Origin of the sequence: Mucilaginibacter gossypiicola (assembly GCF_900110105.1) — a bacterium.
GTDB classification, from domain to species: Bacteria; Bacteroidota; Bacteroidia; order Sphingobacteriales; family Sphingobacteriaceae; genus Mucilaginibacter; species Mucilaginibacter gossypiicola.
Window position 1 is genome coordinate 831,029 of the sequence record NZ_FOCL01000003.1, and the last position, 19,530, is coordinate 850,558.

At 42.9% G+C, this 19,530-nt stretch carries 13 protein-coding genes and 1 riboswitch; all 13 genes read right to left on the reverse strand.

Features of this window, described 5'->3' with window-relative positions:
* Positions 1-149: 149 nt before the first annotated feature.
* The 13 genes from idi to BMX50_RS13380 all read right to left on the reverse strand — a co-directional run bounded on the left by idi (position 150) and on the right by BMX50_RS13380 (position 19,414).
* Positions 150-692 (reverse strand): isopentenyl-diphosphate Delta-isomerase, encoded by a 543-nt coding sequence (gene idi / locus BMX50_RS13320; protein WP_143065173.1) that lies wholly within the window; start codon positions 690-692, stop codon positions 150-152.
* 89 nt (positions 693-781) lie between these two features.
* Positions 782-1,765 (reverse strand): bestrophin family protein, encoded by a 984-nt coding sequence (locus tag BMX50_RS13325; protein ID WP_208864698.1) that lies wholly within the window; start codon positions 1,763-1,765, stop codon positions 782-784.
* A gap of 24 nt (positions 1,766-1,789) precedes the next feature.
* Complete coding sequence (locus BMX50_RS13330) at positions 1,790-3,226, reverse strand: SusD/RagB family nutrient-binding outer membrane lipoprotein (protein WP_091211002.1); 1,437 nt, start codon at positions 3,224-3,226, stop codon at positions 1,790-1,792.
* Between the two features lie 6 nt (positions 3,227-3,232).
* A complete protein-coding gene (locus BMX50_RS13335; RefSeq protein WP_091211003.1) occupies positions 3,233-6,415 on the reverse strand; it encodes a SusC/RagA family TonB-linked outer membrane protein in 3,183 nt (1,060 codons plus the stop codon).
* A gap of 371 nt (positions 6,416-6,786) precedes the next feature.
* A complete protein-coding gene (locus tag BMX50_RS13340; protein WP_091211004.1) occupies positions 6,787-7,353 on the reverse strand; it encodes a TlpA family protein disulfide reductase in 567 nt (188 codons plus the stop codon).
* Positions 7,354-7,463: 110 nt separating this feature from the next.
* A riboswitch (SAM riboswitch) is annotated at positions 7,464-7,577 on the reverse strand.
* 304 nt (positions 7,578-7,881) lie between these two features.
* On the reverse strand, positions 7,882-8,658 hold the full coding sequence (locus BMX50_RS13345) for an isocitrate lyase/PEP mutase family protein (protein WP_091211005.1): 777 nt from the start codon (positions 8,656-8,658) through the stop codon (positions 7,882-7,884).
* Between the two features lie 216 nt (positions 8,659-8,874).
* Entirely contained in the window at positions 8,875-9,255 is a 381-nt protein-coding gene (locus BMX50_RS13350) for a YybH family protein (RefSeq protein ID WP_091211006.1), read from the reverse strand.
* Between the two features lie 71 nt (positions 9,256-9,326).
* Positions 9,327-10,142, reverse strand: a complete 816-nt coding sequence (locus tag BMX50_RS13355; RefSeq protein WP_091211007.1) for a helix-turn-helix domain-containing protein — start codon at positions 10,140-10,142, stop codon at positions 9,327-9,329.
* Between the two features lie 341 nt (positions 10,143-10,483).
* Positions 10,484-12,625 carry a glycoside hydrolase family 43 protein gene (locus BMX50_RS13360; RefSeq protein ID WP_091211008.1) on the reverse strand — a complete coding sequence of 714 codons (2,142 nt, stop codon included), beginning with the start codon at positions 12,623-12,625 and terminating at the stop codon, positions 10,484-10,486.
* Positions 12,626-12,661: 36 nt separating this feature from the next.
* A complete protein-coding gene (locus tag BMX50_RS13365) occupies positions 12,662-14,644 on the reverse strand; it encodes an alpha-L-arabinofuranosidase C-terminal domain-containing protein (RefSeq protein WP_208864699.1) in 1,983 nt (660 codons plus the stop codon).
* 14 nt (positions 14,645-14,658) lie between these two features.
* Positions 14,659-15,618, reverse strand: a complete 960-nt coding sequence (locus BMX50_RS13370) for a family 43 glycosylhydrolase (RefSeq protein ID WP_091211010.1) — start codon at positions 15,616-15,618, stop codon at positions 14,659-14,661.
* Positions 15,619-16,028: 410 nt separating this feature from the next.
* A complete protein-coding gene (locus tag BMX50_RS13375) occupies positions 16,029-17,201 on the reverse strand; it encodes an acyltransferase family protein (protein WP_091211011.1) in 1,173 nt (390 codons plus the stop codon).
* Positions 17,201-19,414: an alpha-N-acetylglucosaminidase gene (locus BMX50_RS13380; RefSeq protein ID WP_244280965.1), complete on the reverse strand. Its 2,214-nt coding sequence runs from the start codon at positions 19,412-19,414 to the stop codon at positions 17,201-17,203. The genes BMX50_RS13375 and BMX50_RS13380 overlap by 1 nt, the downstream gene beginning before the upstream one ends.
* Positions 19,415-19,530: the final 116 nt, after the last annotated feature.

The following is a 19,530-nucleotide window of genomic DNA, read 5'->3' on the forward strand; positions in this document are numbered from 1 at the left end:
CTGTGAATTACACAAATAATTGGAAGATTAAAGCTACCTAATTAATTGTTTAAAGTACAACAATATTACGAAAAATGTAAAATACCCGTTACAAAAAAGATTAGCTCAGCCTGATTATTTGAAAATTGCGCCCCGGTTTATAGCTAAAATCATGGTAAAACAGGTATAATTAATTGCCGGTAATGTACCATCACTTCATCAAAACAGATGGCCAGCCAGGTGGTATAATTGCCGGGGTTGCTTTTCAGTTCCGTTGCCAGCTGAGTCATGGTTATGTATTTAAATGCAGATACCTCATCCGGATCGGGAACGGGTAATTCATCAGTAATACCAAAGAACACATGGTCAAATTCATTTTCGATAATATCGTCCTGAATTGCGGCACAGTAGATAAAAGAAAAAGCAAAGTTAAGTTCGGCGGCCATGCCCATTTCTTCCTGCAACCTGCGATTTGCTCCGTCGATATTGGTTTCGCCCGGCCTTGGATGACTGCAGCAGGTGTTTGTCCACTTACCGCCCGAGTGATATTTACCATCTGCGCGTTGTTGCAGTAACAGCTCGCCCTTTTTGTTAAATATAAAAACGGAAAATGCACGGTGCAGTTTACCCTGCAAATGCGCTTCCATTTTTTCCATAGTACCTGTTTCCTGATCATCGCGATCAACCAAAATCACGGTTTCCTCTACTTTCACTCGCTATAATTTGTTGTTACTTCCCTCATTAGAAACACTGGTTTCCGGAATTTTGTTGTTTTAATTTTGTTATATAGGACAAGGTAGTGTTAATCGATGATCCGCGTTTCAGATTCTTTAAAGTCAGGCAGCGGCCGGCCGGCAATTTCAAGCAATGTTGTTTCTATCATATGGCACATAGCGTTTAATGCCAGATCATTATCTTCTGTTCCGAAAGGCTCCTCAATTTCATCGGCAATGGCTTCAAACGCAACAAAGGTATAAGCAATGAAAACAACAATAAGCGGGGTGAGCCAACCCAGGCTGTCAACCAAACCAAAGGGCAACATAAAACAATACAAATAAACTGTACGGTGCAGCAATACCCGGTAACTGTAAGGAATAGGCGTTGAGGCTATCCTTTCGCAACCGCCAACAATGTCTGATATTTTATTAAAACTTTCCTCAAATGCAACCTGTATAATGGAATCAACTTTACCCTGCTCTTTAGCAGTACGCACCCAACCACTCATTTCGCTCAAAAGCATGATGGGCTTATATTTAGTTAATCCTATCTGTGCTACTAATTGAGCGGGTAATCTCTGCTCAAGATCGGCACGGGCATCGGTGCCCCGTAACTGATGCTTAAGACTATAGGTTAAAGTGATGAGCAATTGAACAAAATCTTTCGGTTCCTGATCGTCAGGTTGATAACCTGCAGCAAAAAAGGCCTGCCGTGCAAGCGAACGGGTATCGTTCAGTAATGCTCCCCATAATTTCCGCCCTTCCCAGAAACGGTCATAGCTGGCATTGTTCCTGAAACCTAAAAACAGGGCAAGCGCTAAACCAAATAAAGTAAACGGTGCCGGATTTAAAGGCACCTTGAACGAAAACAGGGAGCCATGAAGGTATACTATAATTACCGATAACACTAACAACAAACCCAGGCGGGGCAACAGTCGCGGCAGTACAGAGCCGTGCCAGATAAACAGCATCCTGAACCAATGCTCTTTCTTCCTGATAATCATGCCGCAAATTTCAACTTTATTTTCAATAAAAAAACGGATTTCCTGCTGAGGAAACCCGTTTTTCAAATTATTTAATAAAACGATATTTGCTTAGTTCACATCAAACCAAAGCTTTGTAGTAAGCGCGTCGGCTCCCTGTGCTGCCACAGCCGATTGGTAGTTAGTTTTGTTTAACGATTGCTCTGTACCCGGATAAATAAACCTTACAGGTATTTTTCCATTCAGGGTACCCGCAACTGCGGGCTGCAGTTGTGGATAATCAAGCCTGCGCCATTCTGTCCAGCCTTCTAATCCCTGGCCAAACAGGGCTAACCATTTTTGCTCGCCAATTGATTTTTTATAGTTAGATGCATCATATTTAACCGCTGCTTGTGCTACATAAGTAGCAATATCGGCCGAAGAGATACTGTATTGCGCCAACGCAGCGGTAACTGCCTGTCCATATAATGATGCAGCATCTTCGGTAGTAAAACCACGTGCAGCTGCCTCTGCCCTGTCAAACAAGCTTTCGGAATAACTCAATATTACAGCCGGGGCATGCGGAGCCCTGAAATAAGTGCCCGGTTTTGAAGTTTTGGTAAAACCATAGTTGCTGGCATCACCTACCAACAAACCGTTTGGCAAACCAACATAGGTTTGAGGCGTTGCGTCCTGTGTTGGAGCAGCATATATTGGTAAGCGTGGGTCATTGAGCGCAAACAGCTTATCAACTATAGTTTTGCTGATACGGTAGTCGTCACGGGTATCAAACAGGTTGCTCACCGGGTTTTGATTTGGCGAATCTAAATAAACCAACTGGGCAGTTTCAGCATTTGAGCTGATGTACGAGCCGCCTTCGGCCTGGATATCAGCCAGTACTTGTTTAGCCTTGGCCGGTTCCCTGTCTGCAATACGTAAGGCAATACGAAGTCTTAATGAGTTCGCAAACTTTTTCCACGAAGCAATATTGTTGCTATAGATCACATCACCGGCTATGGCTTTGCCTGAAGGATCAAGTGCTGTTTGAGCTGCTTTCAAATCATCTAACAAGGCAAAATAAACATCTTTTTGAGCGTCATAAGCCGGGGTAAGGTATTGATCGATATTGGCTGCCTGTTTGTAAGGTATGTTACCATAAGCTTCGGTCAATAAACTAAATGTCCATGAGCGTAATACCAGTGCAACACCTTTATAGTTGGTATTACCCTGCGCATCGGCAAGCTTGATGATCTGATTAAGGTTTACAATGCTTTTTGAATAGCCTGTACTCCAGAGTTCCTCAAACGCACTGCTGGCATAAATATACCTGTCGGGGTCGGTATATTGAATTTTAGACCAGTATTGCACAAAAAGCAGGCTGGCATCCATGTTATTGGCTACGCCCCAGTAGGTGTCGGCTGTCGCTTTGGTGGCGGCAGTCAGTAAATAGTCGGGCTGTGCTGTTTGCGAGCCGTTAGGGTTTTGGTTGATCTTTAACAGATCCTTTTTGCACGATGTTACCGATAATAAAACCGCTGCAGACAATATGCTGATATATTTAAGTTTCATGATGTTTTAGAATTTAAGGTTTACGTTAAAACCGATGTTGCGTACAGTAGGTAGGGTAAGATCTTCCAATCCCTGGCCGTTGCCTGCGTTAAAGGCTGTTTCCGGATCAATGTTCGGCGCATTTTTGTGGATGATCCACAGGTTACGGCCTACTACCGAGAATGTGGCGCCCTGGAAACCTATTTTATTCACCCATTTAGCAGGTAAAGAATAACCCAGTTTTACTTCGCGAAGCTTAATGTATGAGGCATCATAAACAAATGCTTCATCAATATTGGTAAAGCCTTTATAGTACGATTGTGCAGGAATAATAGTCGTGTTTGGCGAGCCATCGGCCTTTACACCTTTAAATATCATACCATCATTATAAACTGTTACTCCCGCAGGAGCTGCGCCGGTAACCTGTACCGCTGCTGCCGAAGTGTTGTTGCCCGGATAGTAGTAGCTTAAACCACCGTTAGCTGCACCACGGCCCGGTAAAGTTGAGGCCAATACGCCGGTATAAGTACCGGTACGGTTGGTGTTTGAATAAATTGATCCGCCGAAACGTGCATCAACCAAAAAGCTCAGGTTAATGCCTTTGTAGGTAAAGCTATTATTGATGCTTCCCAGCCAATTTGGAGTGAATTTACCCAAATAACGTTTGGTAGTGTTGAATACCGGTGTGCCGTTAGCATCGATAACAATTTGTCCGGAAGCATTACGTGTATAAGCAGTACCGTAAAGCGCGCCATAAGGCTGACCAAGTGACGCCAAAACCTGCACGGTACGATCCGTGCCCAATACTACACTTTGCAAACGGCCATCAGCATCAAGCGCAGCTACCTTACTGCGGTTTAGTGAATAGTTGGTGGTGATATCCCAGGTAAATCCTTTAGATTTAATTGGGGTTAGGCCCAGTTGAACCTCAATACCTTTGTTGTTGATACGGCCCCCGTTTATTACTTTGTAACCATAGCCTGTTGAGGAACTTACCTGTACGGTAAGGATCTGATTGGTACTATTTGTATTATAGCCACTTACATCCAGGTGTACCCTGTCGTGGAAAAAGCCCAGTTCAAAACCGGCTTCGGCAGATGTAGTAGTTTCTGGTTTAAGATGATCGTTCAGATCAGTAGCCGGTGAACTTTGCTGCGGATTTGAACCAAAAAGTGTTGAAGAAGTGAAAACGTTAAGTAACTGGTAAGGATCTGTCGCTTTACCTACTTTTGACCAGCCACCTCTTAATTTAGCATAAGTAAGCACATCGCTTTTTATGCCCAGTGCTTCTGACAATATTAAGCTACCATTTACCGACGGATAGAAATAGGACAGGTTATCTGACGGTAAAGATGAAGACCAATCATTACGGGCAGTAACGTTAACAAAAGCATAGTTCCTGAACCCTACCTGCGCCGAACCAAAGTAGCTATAGGTTTTAAGTTTACCATAAACATTGGTGGAAACCAATGGATCGCGGGAATTGCTCAGTGTGTAAAGGCCTGCAACCGCCAGTTTTGGAGCAAGCTGATCATTATTTTCAGTTGTCCTTACGGCTATATTACCGCCGCCTAATACATCAAGTGAAAAATCATTGTTCAGCTTTTTGGTATATTGTAACCTGGCTTCGGTGTTGTTTTCATTCACACTATAAGCATCCTCTTCGTATGAGCCAAACGGCGTTCCGTTGGTACCATAAGCCACTTTGATCTTACGGCGGTCGTTATAATAATCAGTTCCGGTACGGAAGTTGGCCGATAAGCCGTCAATGATCTTGTAGTTTAATTCAATGCTACCTATTAAATGATTTTTATGCTGACCAACCGTGTTTTCATATGCCAGCCAGTATGGGTTGCTATAATAACTGTTGTTCCAGTTAAAGGTATTACCGTTAGCATCTTTATAGTTTTTAAGCCTGTTGATATCAACCTGGCGTCCAAACCATGTAAACTGCAGCATGGTACTGGTTGCGCGCTTTCCGTATGCACCGGGAAGGTTATCAGCATCATCTTTACTATAATCAACAATGGTATTTACTGTCAATTTGTTATTGATACGATAGCTTGAGTTTAAAGCGAAAGAATTGCGCCCCTGTGAAGTATTAGGTACAATACCTGTTTGGTGAAGGTTGTTATATGATAACCTGAAATCGCTTTTATCGCTGCTGCTCGCTATCGCGATGCCGTTATTGAGTGTAACACCGGTGTTAAAAAAGTCTTTTACGTTATCGGGATGCGCCACGAAAGGCACAGCCTGACCATTTGAATAAAACTGCGGGATCAGCGAACCGTCCAAAGCGGGGCCCCAGCTTTCGTCAACACCATCATTAACGCCACCGCCTTTACCATCTACATAGCTGAATTTGCCATTTGAGCCCTGACCGTATTGGTTTTGATAATCGGGCAACACCTGCACATTTGAAAAACTGGTATTAGAGTTTATGGTAACACCTAATCCTTTTGCGCCTTTGCCGGTTTTAGTACGAATGAGGATAACGCCTGCCGCCGCACGTGAACCATAAAGCGCTGCCGCGTTAGGTCCTTTCAATACGCTTACCGATTCAATGTCTTCAGAGTTAAGATCAGAAATAGCGTTGGCAAAATCCCTCGAACCATTAGTTCCTAAAAACTGGCTGTTATCGACAATAACCCCATCAACCACAAATAAAGGTTGGTTATTGCCTGAGATAGAAGTTTCGCCACGGATAACAATACGTGATGAACCCATATCGCCCTGGCTGTTGGTAACCTGAACACCGGCAATTTTACCCGTGAGCGCGTTGACAAAGTTTGTTTCCTTGGCCTCTGAGATATCTTTCGATTTAAGCCCTTGCACCGCATAACCCAGTGACTTTTTATCCTTCGAGATATTGAGCGCTGTTATCACTACCTCATTCAGCGAATTTGGCGCTTCAACCAAAACTACGCTTAAGGTAGAGCTGCTTTGCGTAACAGGGATCTCCTGGGTTGTAAAGCCGATGTAGCTAACCCTGAGCACATCATTAACATTGGCATTGATGATAAACTTACCATCAACATTAGTTTGTGCACCCGTGGTTTTACCTTTAACAGATACGCTAACGCCTGGCAGCGGCAACCCATCGGATTTGGCGGTTACCACTCCGCTTATTTTAACGGATTGCGCAGCAACCGTTTGGATGAGGATAAACGGCAATACAATTGCCAGCAATAACTTGTAAATTTTTAACATGATAATAAAAATTGAGATTAATTTTTAATGCCTTTACCGGTGCAAAAAGCATGGCTATCGCTTGCCAGGCATATTCTGCCGGCTTATCAGCCTGTTGCAACTGTAAAGAATTGATTAGGGGATGGTAATTATTAAGCTAAGACAAGCTGTTGCAAGTCTGCATTTAAATACCATGCGTGCTGTAATGAATTAACAGCAACAACGCATGCTTTGCATATTTGAATAGATGGATTTGCAAGTTAATTGACTTACCAAAACGAAGTCATTTTTGTGTAAGGGGGTAGTTTTTGCTTTCATAAAAACGGGTATTAAATAAGTTCAGATAGATTGTTTTTTTTGGCAACAGAAAACAGGGTTGCCGTTAACGTTTTTTAGTTGATAGATGCTGTTTTTTCGTTCACCAAAGCGTCGACGGCTTTTAGCATTGATGCAAACTCCTGTTTATCATATAAACGGGTAAGGTAAACGATCTTTCCATCGCGGTCGATAACCACATTGCGGGTAACGCCGCTTTTTTTGTTGGCAAACCGCCCGAATATGTCAGCCCCCGGATCAAGCGCCAGCGGATAGCTGATATTCATAACTTGATGAAAACCTTTCACTTTTTCAAGCGGCTCGTCACGGTCAACACCTATTAATACGAGGCCTTTATCTTTATAAGCCTGCCAGATCTCTTTTTCAAGATGAGGCATTTCTTCGCGGCAAACACTGCACCAGCTTGCAGTAAACTGTAGGATAACTACTTTACCATGTAATTGCTTCAATGATGTTTTAGTACCATCGGTTAATACCAGCTCGAAATCCGCAGGGGCAATGTCACCGGTTTTTACAATGTAACCGCGATCTGTATTCGGGTCGGCAGCTGCGTTTGTTTGCGCAACGGCAAATAATGTTGTTATTGAAAGCAGGCAGGTAATAAGTAAATGTTTAATATTCATGCTATACACGTTAAAATTGTGATATCAACTCTGCAATATTTGTTAGCAAGAAAACAGAAGAGAGAAAAGAAAGTATGCGCTGCCTGCACTATGCAAGGCAATAGCTTATTACATTATCTTTTCCACCCCTATTTGGGCAGACAGGAATTAGCACCTTTATAACAATGGGCTTACAGGTTGCTAAGACATCACAGGGCCTTTCCCTCAGTCTTTCTTGATAATAAAATATTCAAAGAGCCGATTTGACGATGCAAATATATATAAATTCTACTAAAACCATAGACATTATATAATTATTACAATAAAATGAATTAAGGCAGGCAAATTGTGCAGGTTTACCAACAGAAGTTTGTTCATTGATCAAACCAGTTGAAACCTTTTTAAACTACTTCCGTAAAAACAAAAAGTCCCTAACGCTCGCCGCCGGGACTTTTAACCTAAACTTATTTGTAGATTTAACTACCTTCCAGTAACATAGTGTGGGGTAGTATAGTTTTCAATTATTTACAACCTATAGTTGAAATCTGCTTAGTGAAACAAGGTCGCGAAGCTATTTTCATTAACTATCTTTTCAACTTTGTTTTCCATCTCCTTGTAAATAATGCTGTTCAAAAAATTACCCGCGCTGATTCGTTTTACACCGGCAGTCTGCAAAGCTTTAAAATCGGGGAGATCAGGCATGCACATTACGCTAACCGGGAGACTGGATGAGGCCGTTATTTTTTCTATATCGGCTATTTGTGTGATACAAGGAAAAAACAAACCATGCACGCCAGTATCCTGGTAAAGTTTAGTCCGGTTCAGGGCATCTTCAAGAGCATTTGGTAAGCCAAGCAAAAATGAATCGCTCCTTACATTTATAAATACCTCCACTCCTGCTTTGGCCAGCGCCCCGGTAATCTGTTTAAGTTTTGCAGCAAACCCATTTGCATCAATTATGCTGCGCTGTCCATCGGTTGCTATTGAATCTTCAATATTAATACCTGCCACGCCAAGACTATGTAAGCGGATGATGTTATCACTCACTTCTTCGGGTGTGTTACCATAGCCAGCCTCAAGATCAACAGATAAAATTGCAGATGCTGTTGCAGCTATACGTTTGATAATAAAAAGATAGTCATCAAAGCTCATCTCCTCCCCATCGGCAAAACCTAATGAGCTGGCAACAGCCGCGCTTGACGTGCCAATTGCCTCAAAGTTTAACTTATCATAAACCTGTGCGCTTTGTGCATTCCATACATTGCCAATTTGCAGGAGTTCGGTTTTATGGTGCAGGGCTAAAAATTCATTAAATCTATTTTTCATGTTCTTGTTTTTTATTTTATACTCAAAATTAGCTTGAGTACTTTTCTAAAAATTGTATAAAACGGAAGAGATTAGACGAAAGGCGAAAGGCGAAAGGCGAAAGGCGAAAGGCGAAAGGCGAAAGGCGAAAGGCGAAAGGCGAAAGGCGAAAGGCGAAAGGCGAAAGGCGAAACAATAATGGCCGGTTTTCCCGGCCATTATTGTTGCTGAATTTAATCAGGCTATGAGATTTGCTTCGGCTCCGAAGGCATGATCGATGATAATTTTCCAGCTGCCGTCGGGTTGCTGTTTCATTAGCTCGATGCCTTTTGCAGCCACCTGTGTTTTGCCATTATCTGTTACGCTCCACTCCGACCGGCCTACGGCTACATCGCCCGATTGCAGACAGTAAACGGTTTTAATTTCCATTACTCCCGGAACCGCACAGATGCTTTTAACAGCTTCTGCAAATTGGGCCCTGCCTGATATTTCTTTTCCCGGCTCAGGAAAAATAATACCGTTAGCATCATACACATTCATAACTACATTTACATCTTTGGTGTTGAAAGCTGCCGCAAGTACTGCGTGCACCTCATGTGGTGTTTTTGCTGATTTCATTTTGTTGTTTTTTTATTAACAGCAAAACTATGTGGCTTAAACAGCCAAAAATTGTATAAAACGGAAGCGTATTAGCCGCCTGCCAATACCTGGTTTATTGGCGATGCGTGTGCAGCAAAAGAGTTAGGCGTAAAACCTGTGAAAAGTTTAAATTCTTTTATGAAATGGGCCTGATCAAAATAACCGGCGCTATAAGCCACGTTGGTTAATTTTTCTTCGTTAGCGCTAACCAGGTTAAGGCTATGCTGAAAGCGGTTTATTTTATAAAACAACTTTGGCGGCAAGCCTGTGTACTGCGAAAAAAGAGTGTTCAAATGCCGCGAGGAAATATTATAACGACTGGAAATGGACAGGATATTATCGTCGCTGTAGTTCTTTTTAAGATTGCTTACAATATCCCCGATGAATTTGATCTTTGAATGCTTTTTTTCAGATACCGATAATCGGCTCCACAAATAATCTTCAATCATGGCCACCTTTCTGTTCAGGTCGGCAGTTTCTAATAATTTTAAATAAAGCGTTCTTAATTTAGGGCCGAATACGTGTGTGGCATCAACAATTTCATTATTAAACTCTGATACATTTTCGTCAAAGAAATAAGCCGCTGAATGCGGGTAAAAACGAAAACCGAGCATAATATTCCGCCCTACCGATTGTATGGCCAAAGGCTTGGTGATCTGTCCCCAAAGTTCAACGGGAGGAGTGGTAAAAAATGTATCGCCTTTCTTTGATTTCCAGTTCCCGGCACCGAGGTTAAAGATCACTTCCATGGTACCACTCGGGAACACGATATCATCATAGCCTCTGTCCGAATCGGATTCGTACAGGTAGAAGCACTTGATATAAGGCTGTAGCCTTGGGCCCGGAAGGATTTCTTTAAAAACCATTAATACAAATATAGGATACTATAGGGCCTCCTGAATTGTAAAAAACGGAACAAAAAATAAAAAGCCGGCTTGCGAACTGCTAAGTAACCGTTTAAAAACGGGATAGATTTATTGACTACACATAAAGTTCACTGCCGTTGACTTTAGTCAACGGAATAATGATAGTAAAACAAACGACTTTAGCCAAAATACCGCGCGGAAATTGGGGCTAAAGCCGTTTTGTTTTTCTTTAACCGTTGACTAAAGTCAACGGCAATGAATAAAGATTTAATCTTGAAATAGTTTCTAAGCAGATCCGTGTGGTAGTTTAAAGAAACTTATCGGTATCCGATAATCATGGTTTACTTTTTTACATGTACTGGTTTTATACCTTCATGTGTAGGCGTAACCTGTTTAATCAATCCTTTATCATCAAATTCCATTTTATCGATACATACTTCACGGTTATATCCTGCGGCATCGCCCATGGTAATCCCTTTAGGATAATTGAACCGGTGGTAAACAATATACCACTCATCGGTACCCGGGATTTGGATCACTGAATTATGCCCGGTGCCGTAAATCCCTTTAGCAGCATCTTTGGCAATAACCGTGTTTTGCTCCGGGATTTCGATTGGCCCCAAAGGAGATTTTGAAGTGCCGTAATGCACGCTGTAATTAGGGCTGCGGGTGTCGTTTTCCGACCACATGAAGTAATAGGTGCCATTACGGTAAAACACGTAGGTGCCTTCATTATAATGGGCATACGGGGTTAGGATTTTAGTGGTACCTGGTTTTAACGAAACCATATCATCATTTAATTCGGCTACGGCCATATAACCGTTACCCCAGTATAAATAGTTTTTACCTGTTTGCGGATCGGCAAAAACATCCGCATCGATCTGCTGGCCGCCTTTAACTCCTTCGGGCAGTTGCGCTACCAAAGGTTTACCCGAGTCTGTAAACGGCCCAGCAGGGTCATTTGCAGTAGCAACCCCTATTTTTTGCGCAGCCGCGAAGTAGTAGAAGTATTTATACTCGTTGCCAATCTTTTTTTCGATGATGCAAGGTGCCCAGGCATTCTTTTTTGCCCAGCTCACATCCTGCGGTAAATCAAGGATTTTACCTTCATCTTTCCAGTTAACCATATCATCCGAAGAAAACGCCTTAAAATACTTGCCCGACCAGCCATCAAAACCATCGCTGGTTGGATAGATATAGAACTTACCTGTCTTTTCGGCATATAAGATCTCCGGATCTGCATAATATCCTGCTATTGCCGGGTTATGGGTTTCCTGGGCGGTAACCTCAAAGGCCTGCGCCTTTTTACCCGCGATAGCTACCGAATACTTAACCGCTCCTTTTGTAAAATCCTGCGGTTTTGCAGGGCTGATAGCAACACCGGGAAACAAAGTAAAATGAGGATCAAAGGATTTTAGACTTGTACCCGGTTTTACAGGCAGATAAACTTTATTGGCTGCAGTATCCAAAACGATATTGATGGTTTTTATCTGCTTATTAAGAGGTGAAAGAATTACATCTTCAGGCGTTTCCCACTTGGCTGTCAACGCGGCCGCTTCTTTTGAGGTTATTGGCATTACCGTGCCATGACGAGGATGGAAATTCATGGATACCTCGTCGTCGATCAGTTTAAAATTTTCAAGATCGGTTGTCCTGGTGAACTGGTATTTACCTTGCGTATATAGGTCATACATCAAAATATAACCGCTGCCGTCGTTTAATTTGAAAGTACCAGCCCCTTCTACCGGGTCTTTGGTTTGCTGTACGTACTTATCCCGTAATACATATCCGGAGGTTAATTTGTTGGATACGGCTATCTTTATACCCGCACCCGATCCTTCTGTTTTAAAAAACAGGTAATATTTATTGTTTTTATAAACGATATCACCATCGATACAGGCACCGCCATCCGGCTTAAAGAAAAGCTGTTTAGGCTCAGTTTCCAGACCTGTAAAATCCTTATTGGCATAAGCATAATAGATCTTGTCGGCCTCCTGGCCAAAACGCATCGACCAATAGATCATATATTTTTTAGCCTGCGGATCATAAATAGTTTGTGGAGCCCAAACCCTGTTTACACCTGCAAACTTTTCATAAAGTTTGGTGATATCAATGGTTTTGGAGCTCCAATGCACGAGATCGGTTGATTTTAGCAACACCATCGAATAATCCGGTCCCCAGCCGTATTTTTCGGTATTCATATCGGTTGTTACCATATAAAAAGTTTTGCCGTCGGCAGCACGAATAATATGAGGGTCGCGCACACCGCCGGTAGCGCTGATATCGGCCGAATTTAATACCGGGCGATTGTTATTCAGTGCGCGAAAATGATAACCGTCGTTGCTGAGGGCAAAACGAATTTCTTCGCCGCCTTTGCCGCCTGTAAAATAAGTAAAGAGGTAAGCGCTGAATTTTTGCTGCGACTGCGCTATAGCAGTTGTATATAAGCCAACTAAAACGCCCAGTAAAACTATTTTCTTCATGTATATTGGTTTGTTTTTTTCAAATGTTCACGATAATTATTTGCTCTTTTTCGCATTTGCGCTGCTAATTCTTACTACGGTCAATGAATAAGCCGGTACGGTGAAGGCCCACTTTTTTTGCAGTTTTATTACTGAGGATTGCGGAAGAATGGCTTGCGGATTGTCGGCCGAGTTTTTCACTTCCGGATTTCCTGTAATTACAGTAAGCGTTGCGGATTTAGGCAGTTGACTAATTTTTGACAGATCGGCTTCTCCCGAAAGCTCGGTATTACCCGCATTAGCAATTTTCAGGATAATATCACCTGTAGCAGCATCACGTACAACTGAGGTGCCCGCAGTTGTGTCAATTGCTGTTTTTTCACCTTTCAGTTTTATCATACCCGGCAAATACTCATTGCCCGAATTAGCGGCAAACTGCTGCTGAACATAATAGTTTACCGTTGGGAAAACTTTAGTGCCATTAAAATATATGAGGTTCGGGTTCCAGGAAGTATGACCTATCCTGGCGATAAGCGGGGCGTACGATGCCATCCTCACAACATCACCATTACGCTCTAAATTGGTCATATATACAGCTTCTGCCAGGGCATTGAACAAGGTATTACCCCACGAAGCGTATTCGCCTATATATACTTTTGATCGTAGCCTGTTGTATGAATCATAACGTGCGGTATTTTTCAAAAACCACTGCGGTTTTTCATAATAATGTTCATCAACAATCCCAACCGAAAGCTGATCGGCCAGTTTCCAACCTTTCTCAAAATCTTCACCGTTTGGACTTGGCCCTACCGTGCCGATGATTTTAATTTCGGGATGGGCCTTATGCACCGCATCATAGATCATCCGGAAACGTTCTTCAAATACACCGGTGATCTTATCTTCATTACCAATGCCAAGGTATTCCAGATTAAAAGGTGCAGGATGCCCAGCCGCGGCACGTTTTGCACCCCATGTAGAAGTGGCCGGTCCGTTTGCATATTCAATGAGATCAAGAACATCCTGTACATAGGCGCTCATTTCTTCCATCGGGATGCCCTTTTGCCCGGTGCCACCTATTTTCCAGGTACCGCCCGAATTTTGACAGCTCACACCTGCCGCAAGTACCGGCACCGGCTTTGCCCCGATATCCTCACAAAACTGAAAATATTCAAAATATCCCAAACCTACCGACTGATGATAATTCCAGATATTACGTTGTTCAACACGTTGCTCAACCGGGCCGATGGTGTTTTTCCAGCGGTAAATATTGGCAATACCATCACCGTGAGTAAGGCAGCCGCCAGGAAAACGCATAAACTTTGGCTTTATATCCGCAATAACCTGCGCCAGATCGGCCCGCAACCCATTTTTATGATTTTTAAAAGTTTCTTCAGGAAACAAGGACACCATATCAATCCCAACTTTTCCTTTTGCCTTGATCAACAACACCAATTTGGCGCTGTCATTATCAAAATTCACGTGAATTTGTTCGGCATATTTTTTCCAGCCTTTATTGGCTGTTGTGAATGAAGAAGAACATAATTCTTTACCCTTCCGGTCAATAAGAGCCACTTTTACTGGCAAAGACCGGCCCGACAGCGCATTCAAAAAAACTGAAAAATTATAGTTTTTACCCGCCTTAACGGGGATACCATCAAACCCTGAATTTTCAAGCCCTACCCCTTTTTGCCCTTCATCCTGAATATCAAGCAAAATATAATGCGGGTTATTGGGATGAACCGGAGCCGCAGTTTCAACCGAAATTGTACCATAACCAAAACCATCGGTCTCATATCTCCAGGCAGTCATCGAATTCCAGTCGCGGTTATCTGCCGGGCTGTATTCAAACGATCGGTTTTGAACAAGTTCGGCATAAAGCCCTCCATCAGCGGCATAACTTAAATCTTCAAAAAAGATCCCGAATAGATCGGGACTAATCTTTTTGGGTTTTGCGACGTCGGCTTTTTGCTGGGCGGAGGCTCCCAACCAGGCAAATGCCAATGCTAACACCAATATTGCACAGTCTATTTTTCTCATCATAACAGGTTATAAGGTTAATTGAACTTTCGTACTCCTTTGGTGCTTACCTTTTTGATATTACCATCCGCGTCAAAATTTAAACTATCCAAACACAGCTGCCTTAACACAAATGATTCCTTTTGCGGAAAAATGCGGTGATATAAAATGTAGCGTTGTCCTTTTTCAACAAAGGTGGTATGGTGGCCGGGGCCAATCACGGTACTATCGGCAGAAGTATTTAATATCACCCGGTGTTCATCTTCCTGAAAAGGGCCGAGCGGACTTGCACCTTTCGCGTAGCCTACCTGGTAAGTGGCATCAATAGCCTTACCTTCCGAAAACATGAGGTAATAGGTTTGATTGCGTTTAACCATATGTGCACCTTCAAAAAAATGCGGGGTGGTGATATCTTTTGGTGCTCCGTCAAACGAAACCATATCATCCTTTAGCTTTACGGCCATGCAATGCCCGTTGATCCATTTATATCCCGATCCCCAATACAGATATACGCTGCCATCGGTATCAATAAAGCAATCGGGATCAATATTATGTACGTTGGGGTAATCGGTAGATTTAACCATAGGTGTATTGTCACTCTTTAAGTTTTTCCAGGGACCAAGCGGTGTATTGCTCACGCCTCCCCAAACCTCGCCCCCTACGGCTACATACATGTAAAACTTATTGTCTTTTCCTTTTACTACAGATGGTGCCCAAACCATTTCGTTAAGAGCCGTTGGACTGGTACAGGCTTGTTTGGTAGGCCAGTTTATGTGGTGCTGTTTAAACTTGATAAAGTCGGTAGTTTCCAGCACGGCCAGCTCCTTATCGCCCCAGGGATCAATTGTGGCATAAATGAAAAAATGGCCCTTATCTTTTACAATAGTTGGATCAGCAAAATATCCACCGGTTATTGGATTAGGGATCATTTGCTTTTGCGCACGCGAAGCCGTACCAGCCAAAACAAGGATAAAAAGGAGAAACAGGCGCTTGGTCATATTGGTAAAATAAAAACACTTCAATATTAAGTGTTATTTTAACAATTAACTAATTTTTCATGATTTTATCTCAATTATTTTCCTTGTTTTTCTTTCAGAGGTTGTTTAAAAACGATTGTTTTTGGATGTAGAGACGCATCACATGCGTCTCCCGCGTGCAATTTCCGAGGGAATTAGAAGCCTTTTGAATCGGCCTGTCCGCCGGGAGACAAAAAACTTCCCCGTCCCCTCAGGGTCTCTCATAGAGGACCCTGAGGAGACACAAGAAATATTTTTACGTAGAGACGCATAATTGCGTCTCCCACATGACAAGCCGCTTTACAAGAGGTTTAACTGCCTTAACCGGCATACGGGAGACGCAATTATGCGTCTCTACATTAAAAACCCTCAAACTTAAACAGTATTCAAGCTTATATCTTAAGGAAAATCTTATTGCGGTATAAAAAGTATAACAAAGAAAGCTGCACAAAAACAATGGAAATAGCTGCCCATACCGGTTGCCAGCTTTGAGCAAGATGACCGATAATTCCCCCGAAGAAAAAATTGGCTGTGTGCTGAAAATCAACCATCCCTTCAGCTGCCAGATAGATCACTATGGAGTTTACCCCGATCAGCACAAAAGGAAAGGCCCATTTTTTGTACCCGGCAACATCTATCACCAGGTAAAATACCGAAAGGAAAACCAGGCTCCATCCACCTACAAACATTACAAACGAACTTGTCCATAAACGTTTATTAATAGGGAAAGCAATATTCCATAATAATCCTAAACCGATAAGTAAAATACCTACTGCTAATAGCCCAACACCCTTTTTCCACATTGGCCATTTTGCAGATTCAAGCTTCAGGAACTGACCTGTAAAAATGCCCAGCATAGCGGTACCGATAGCTGGAATAGTGGATAATATGCCCTCGGGATCATGCACTTTATCATGCAGTCTGCCCGGGAGTAATAAACGGTCGACGTATGATTCCAGGCTGCCATTCATCGTTAAAACCCCTGCCCCATAACCGGGTACAGGGATAAGCTCCATTGCAGCCCAGTAGCCCAGCAACAAAATGCCAAACCATAAAACCTGTCCCCGGATGTTAAAATTAAGATAGATGACACCTGCAAAAAACCAGGCCAGACCAATACGCCCCAGCACACTTGCAAACCGGGTATTCTCCAAACCATTAAACTTAAACAAACCGTTAACAACCATCCCTAAAAAAAGCAGGATAATGGTACGCCTGATCATGGAGCCATAAATCTCCCGCTTTGCTGTAGATGGTAACAGGTGAGGGTAAGCAACCCCATGTTTACCGGCTTTGCCGCCCATTGAATAGGGCATGGAAACACCTGCAATAAACAAAAACAAAGGAAAGATCATATCATAAAAAGTGATCCCGTTCCACTCGGTATGATGCAATTGTCCCGACATCCATACCATGAGCGGCCAGCCGGTTGCTTTAGCAAGGGCATGCACTACCCCTTCCCCGCTCATGATCCAAAACATATCAAAACCACGAAGGGCATCTAACGATAATAACCGTACCGGCTTAGTAACGGTATTTCCAGGTTTAGCTGCTGATGTATCCATTATTTAAGATCGTTACCCATGATTGTTCTGTACTTTTCATATAACTGCCGTGCAACAACTGTGCTGCTGCCTGCAGGAGCGACGGGATAAGCTTTGGATGAGTTAATCCATTGCCATTCCCAGTTGCTTATTGATTTATCAAATAGCTTAAAGTCGGGTTCTTTACCAGTTTCTATTGATCCCTTTAATAACTCAAAGAACTTTTGCCAGCGTACCTTGTAAAAATCATTGAGCAAACCGCTCCACTGCCTGCAAGAGTATTCATGCAGCGGACTATCGGCATCCCCCCAAAGTGTTATCAGGTTGCGGGCATTTTTTTCGTAAAGTGTTTTTTCGCCTGGATTAGTTCCCCAGCTACGGGCATCGGCTATCCAAGGCCCCAGCATAAAATCCTTGCGAGTAGCCAGCAGTTTATCCATATCGCTTATCAGGTTAAGGTATTCGGTAGTATACCTGCCAAAAGCTTTATCATCCTTATCATGGTAAGCTTTGATCCATTTTAATTGAATTGGCCTGCCGTAGTTAGCCAGCACCTGGCGGGTAATATCAACCAGGTCATAATTAAAACCGCTGCTTTGTTTACATGCAGGTATGGCGGCTATCATTTTATCCCAGGCAGGCAACAGGTCTTTCCGGTTATAGTTTAAGCGGGTACGGGTCCATACGGCAGCCGAATCAAGCGTTGGCCGGCCGGTGATGATCGACTCAGCACCGTCACGGATATCCTTACCATTAAAAACAGTGGTCCTGAGCGTTTGCCAGGCATCCAATGCATCCTTGCTTTTTACACCATAACGGTTAAATAAGTACTGCGGCAACCACTGATCAAGATCAATTGGCTTATTTTGCCAGGTATTTTGCGTCATCAACTCATAAAGCACAGGGGTTTGCTCGATGGCTTCCATGGTTAAGCCAATACCAACCATACGCCCCGATTTTGGATCATTGAGCGCCTCGGCAGGCTGTGTTGCTACCGCCTCTATCCTGCCAAATAAACTATTATTACCACCGTAGTTATGCAGCATGTTCCAAATCCAGGGTTTACCATAAAACGCCTCGGTTCGTTTCCATATCGGTTCATAATCGGTATTCAGGTCAAGCACGATCATATGATCATCAGGTACTGCATTCAATAACGCCTTGATCTGCTCGTTTTGCCAGAATTTACGGTCGCTGAAAAACAGCCAGCCCTGCATTACCCAAACAGCTTTCGGATCGGCCCCTTTCATGCCGTCGTAAACCCTCGCACTCAATTCCGACAAAAATTTCGGATCATTTGAAGGCGGCTCGTTCTCATTAAAAGTATCGGCAGAATACAAATGGTCAGTACCATAAACCTTGGTTTGCTCCTGTATAAATTTCTTGCCGATCTCCGCAAATAACGGATCTTCCGAATCAAGGATATAAGTATCGGCAAAGCCGTTGTTCCAGTTGGTTTGTTTCAGTTTGGCATTGGGGAAATGCGTTTTAAACGATGCAGGCACATGTCCTGTAAATGCAGGGAGCACCGGCTTTATCCCCAACTCACGCTCGCGCTGCAATATTTTGACCTGTAAATCCTTATGACCGGCTATCCAGCTTGCGGGCAGCGGGCCATCCCATTTATCTATGTTGCCCATATAAAACCAACCAAAATATGCAGGACCGGTAAAAAAGTCCTGCATGTCTTTATTACTAAAGCCCATGCTTTTATAAACTTTATCCCATACATATTCCTGCCCGGTTATAGCCAGCGGCATGTTGATGCCGTGAAGGGCCATCCAGTCAATTTCTTTTTCCCACCGTTTCCAGTCCCACCAGCTCATGCTGTAGCTATAGGTACAATAGTTAAGGTAGTACCGGTATTGATAAGGGGTAGTTTTATGGATCTTTTTGGCCGGTACGGGCAAACGTACGGGTAAATTAAGGTTAGTTCCGTTCCATGTGATCTGGCAATGTGCATATTCGGTAAGGTAATAATATAAGGCTGATGCCACCGCGACACCGTTATTGCCCCTTAATATGATCTTTCCTTTATTTCCTTCTACTTCAAAAACGTCTCTGGCTTCACTTTCAGCGAGTGGCTGAACAATAAAATTTTGAGCATAACCGGGCACCACCCGTTTAATTAAAGCATAAGAAGATGGTACATGCAACTGCGCCTGGGTACTGATTATTCCACCGAATACACCGCACAGCAGCATGCAAATGAAAACCTTTGATTTACCTGTCATTTACTTTGAATGTTTTAAAGATCACTGAGTTTTTATGAACATCGACCGATGATTTTTGATTTTTTTTACCGCGCACTCACATGATGTACAATATCAGGGCAATAAAAACAAAAAAA

Bases quoted from the DNA above. Each gene is read 5' to 3' on its own strand.
- BMX50_RS13330 (WP_091211002.1), bottom strand. From the start codon at position 3,226: ATGAAACTTAAATATATCAGCATATTGTCTGCAGCGGTTTTATTATCG.
- BMX50_RS13335 (WP_091211003.1), bottom strand. From the start codon at position 6,415: ATGTTAAAAATTTACAAGTTATTGCTGGCAATTGTATTGCCGTTTATC.
- BMX50_RS13340 (WP_091211004.1), bottom strand. From the start codon at position 7,353: ATGAATATTAAACATTTACTTATTACCTGCCTGCTTTCAATAACAACA.
- BMX50_RS13345 (WP_091211005.1), bottom strand. From the start codon at position 8,658: ATGAAAAATAGATTTAATGAATTTTTAGCCCTGCACCATAAAACCGAA.
- BMX50_RS13350 (WP_091211006.1), bottom strand. From the start codon at position 9,255: ATGAAATCAGCAAAAACACCACATGAGGTGCACGCAGTACTTGCGGCA.
- BMX50_RS13355 (WP_091211007.1), bottom strand. From the start codon at position 10,142: ATGGTTTTTAAAGAAATCCTTCCGGGCCCAAGGCTACAGCCTTATATC.
- BMX50_RS13360 (WP_091211008.1), bottom strand. From the start codon at position 12,625: ATGAAGAAAATAGTTTTACTGGGCGTTTTAGTTGGCTTATATACAACT.
- BMX50_RS13365 (WP_208864699.1), bottom strand. From the start codon at position 14,644: ATGATGAGAAAAATAGACTGTGCAATATTGGTGTTAGCATTGGCATTT.
- BMX50_RS13370 (WP_091211010.1), bottom strand. From the start codon at position 15,618: ATGACCAAGCGCCTGTTTCTCCTTTTTATCCTTGTTTTGGCTGGTACG.
- BMX50_RS13375 (WP_091211011.1), bottom strand. From the start codon at position 17,201: ATGGATACATCAGCAGCTAAACCTGGAAATACCGTTACTAAGCCGGTA.
- BMX50_RS13380 (WP_244280965.1), bottom strand. From the start codon at position 19,414: ATGACAGGTAAATCAAAGGTTTTCATTTGCATGCTGCTGTGCGGTGTA.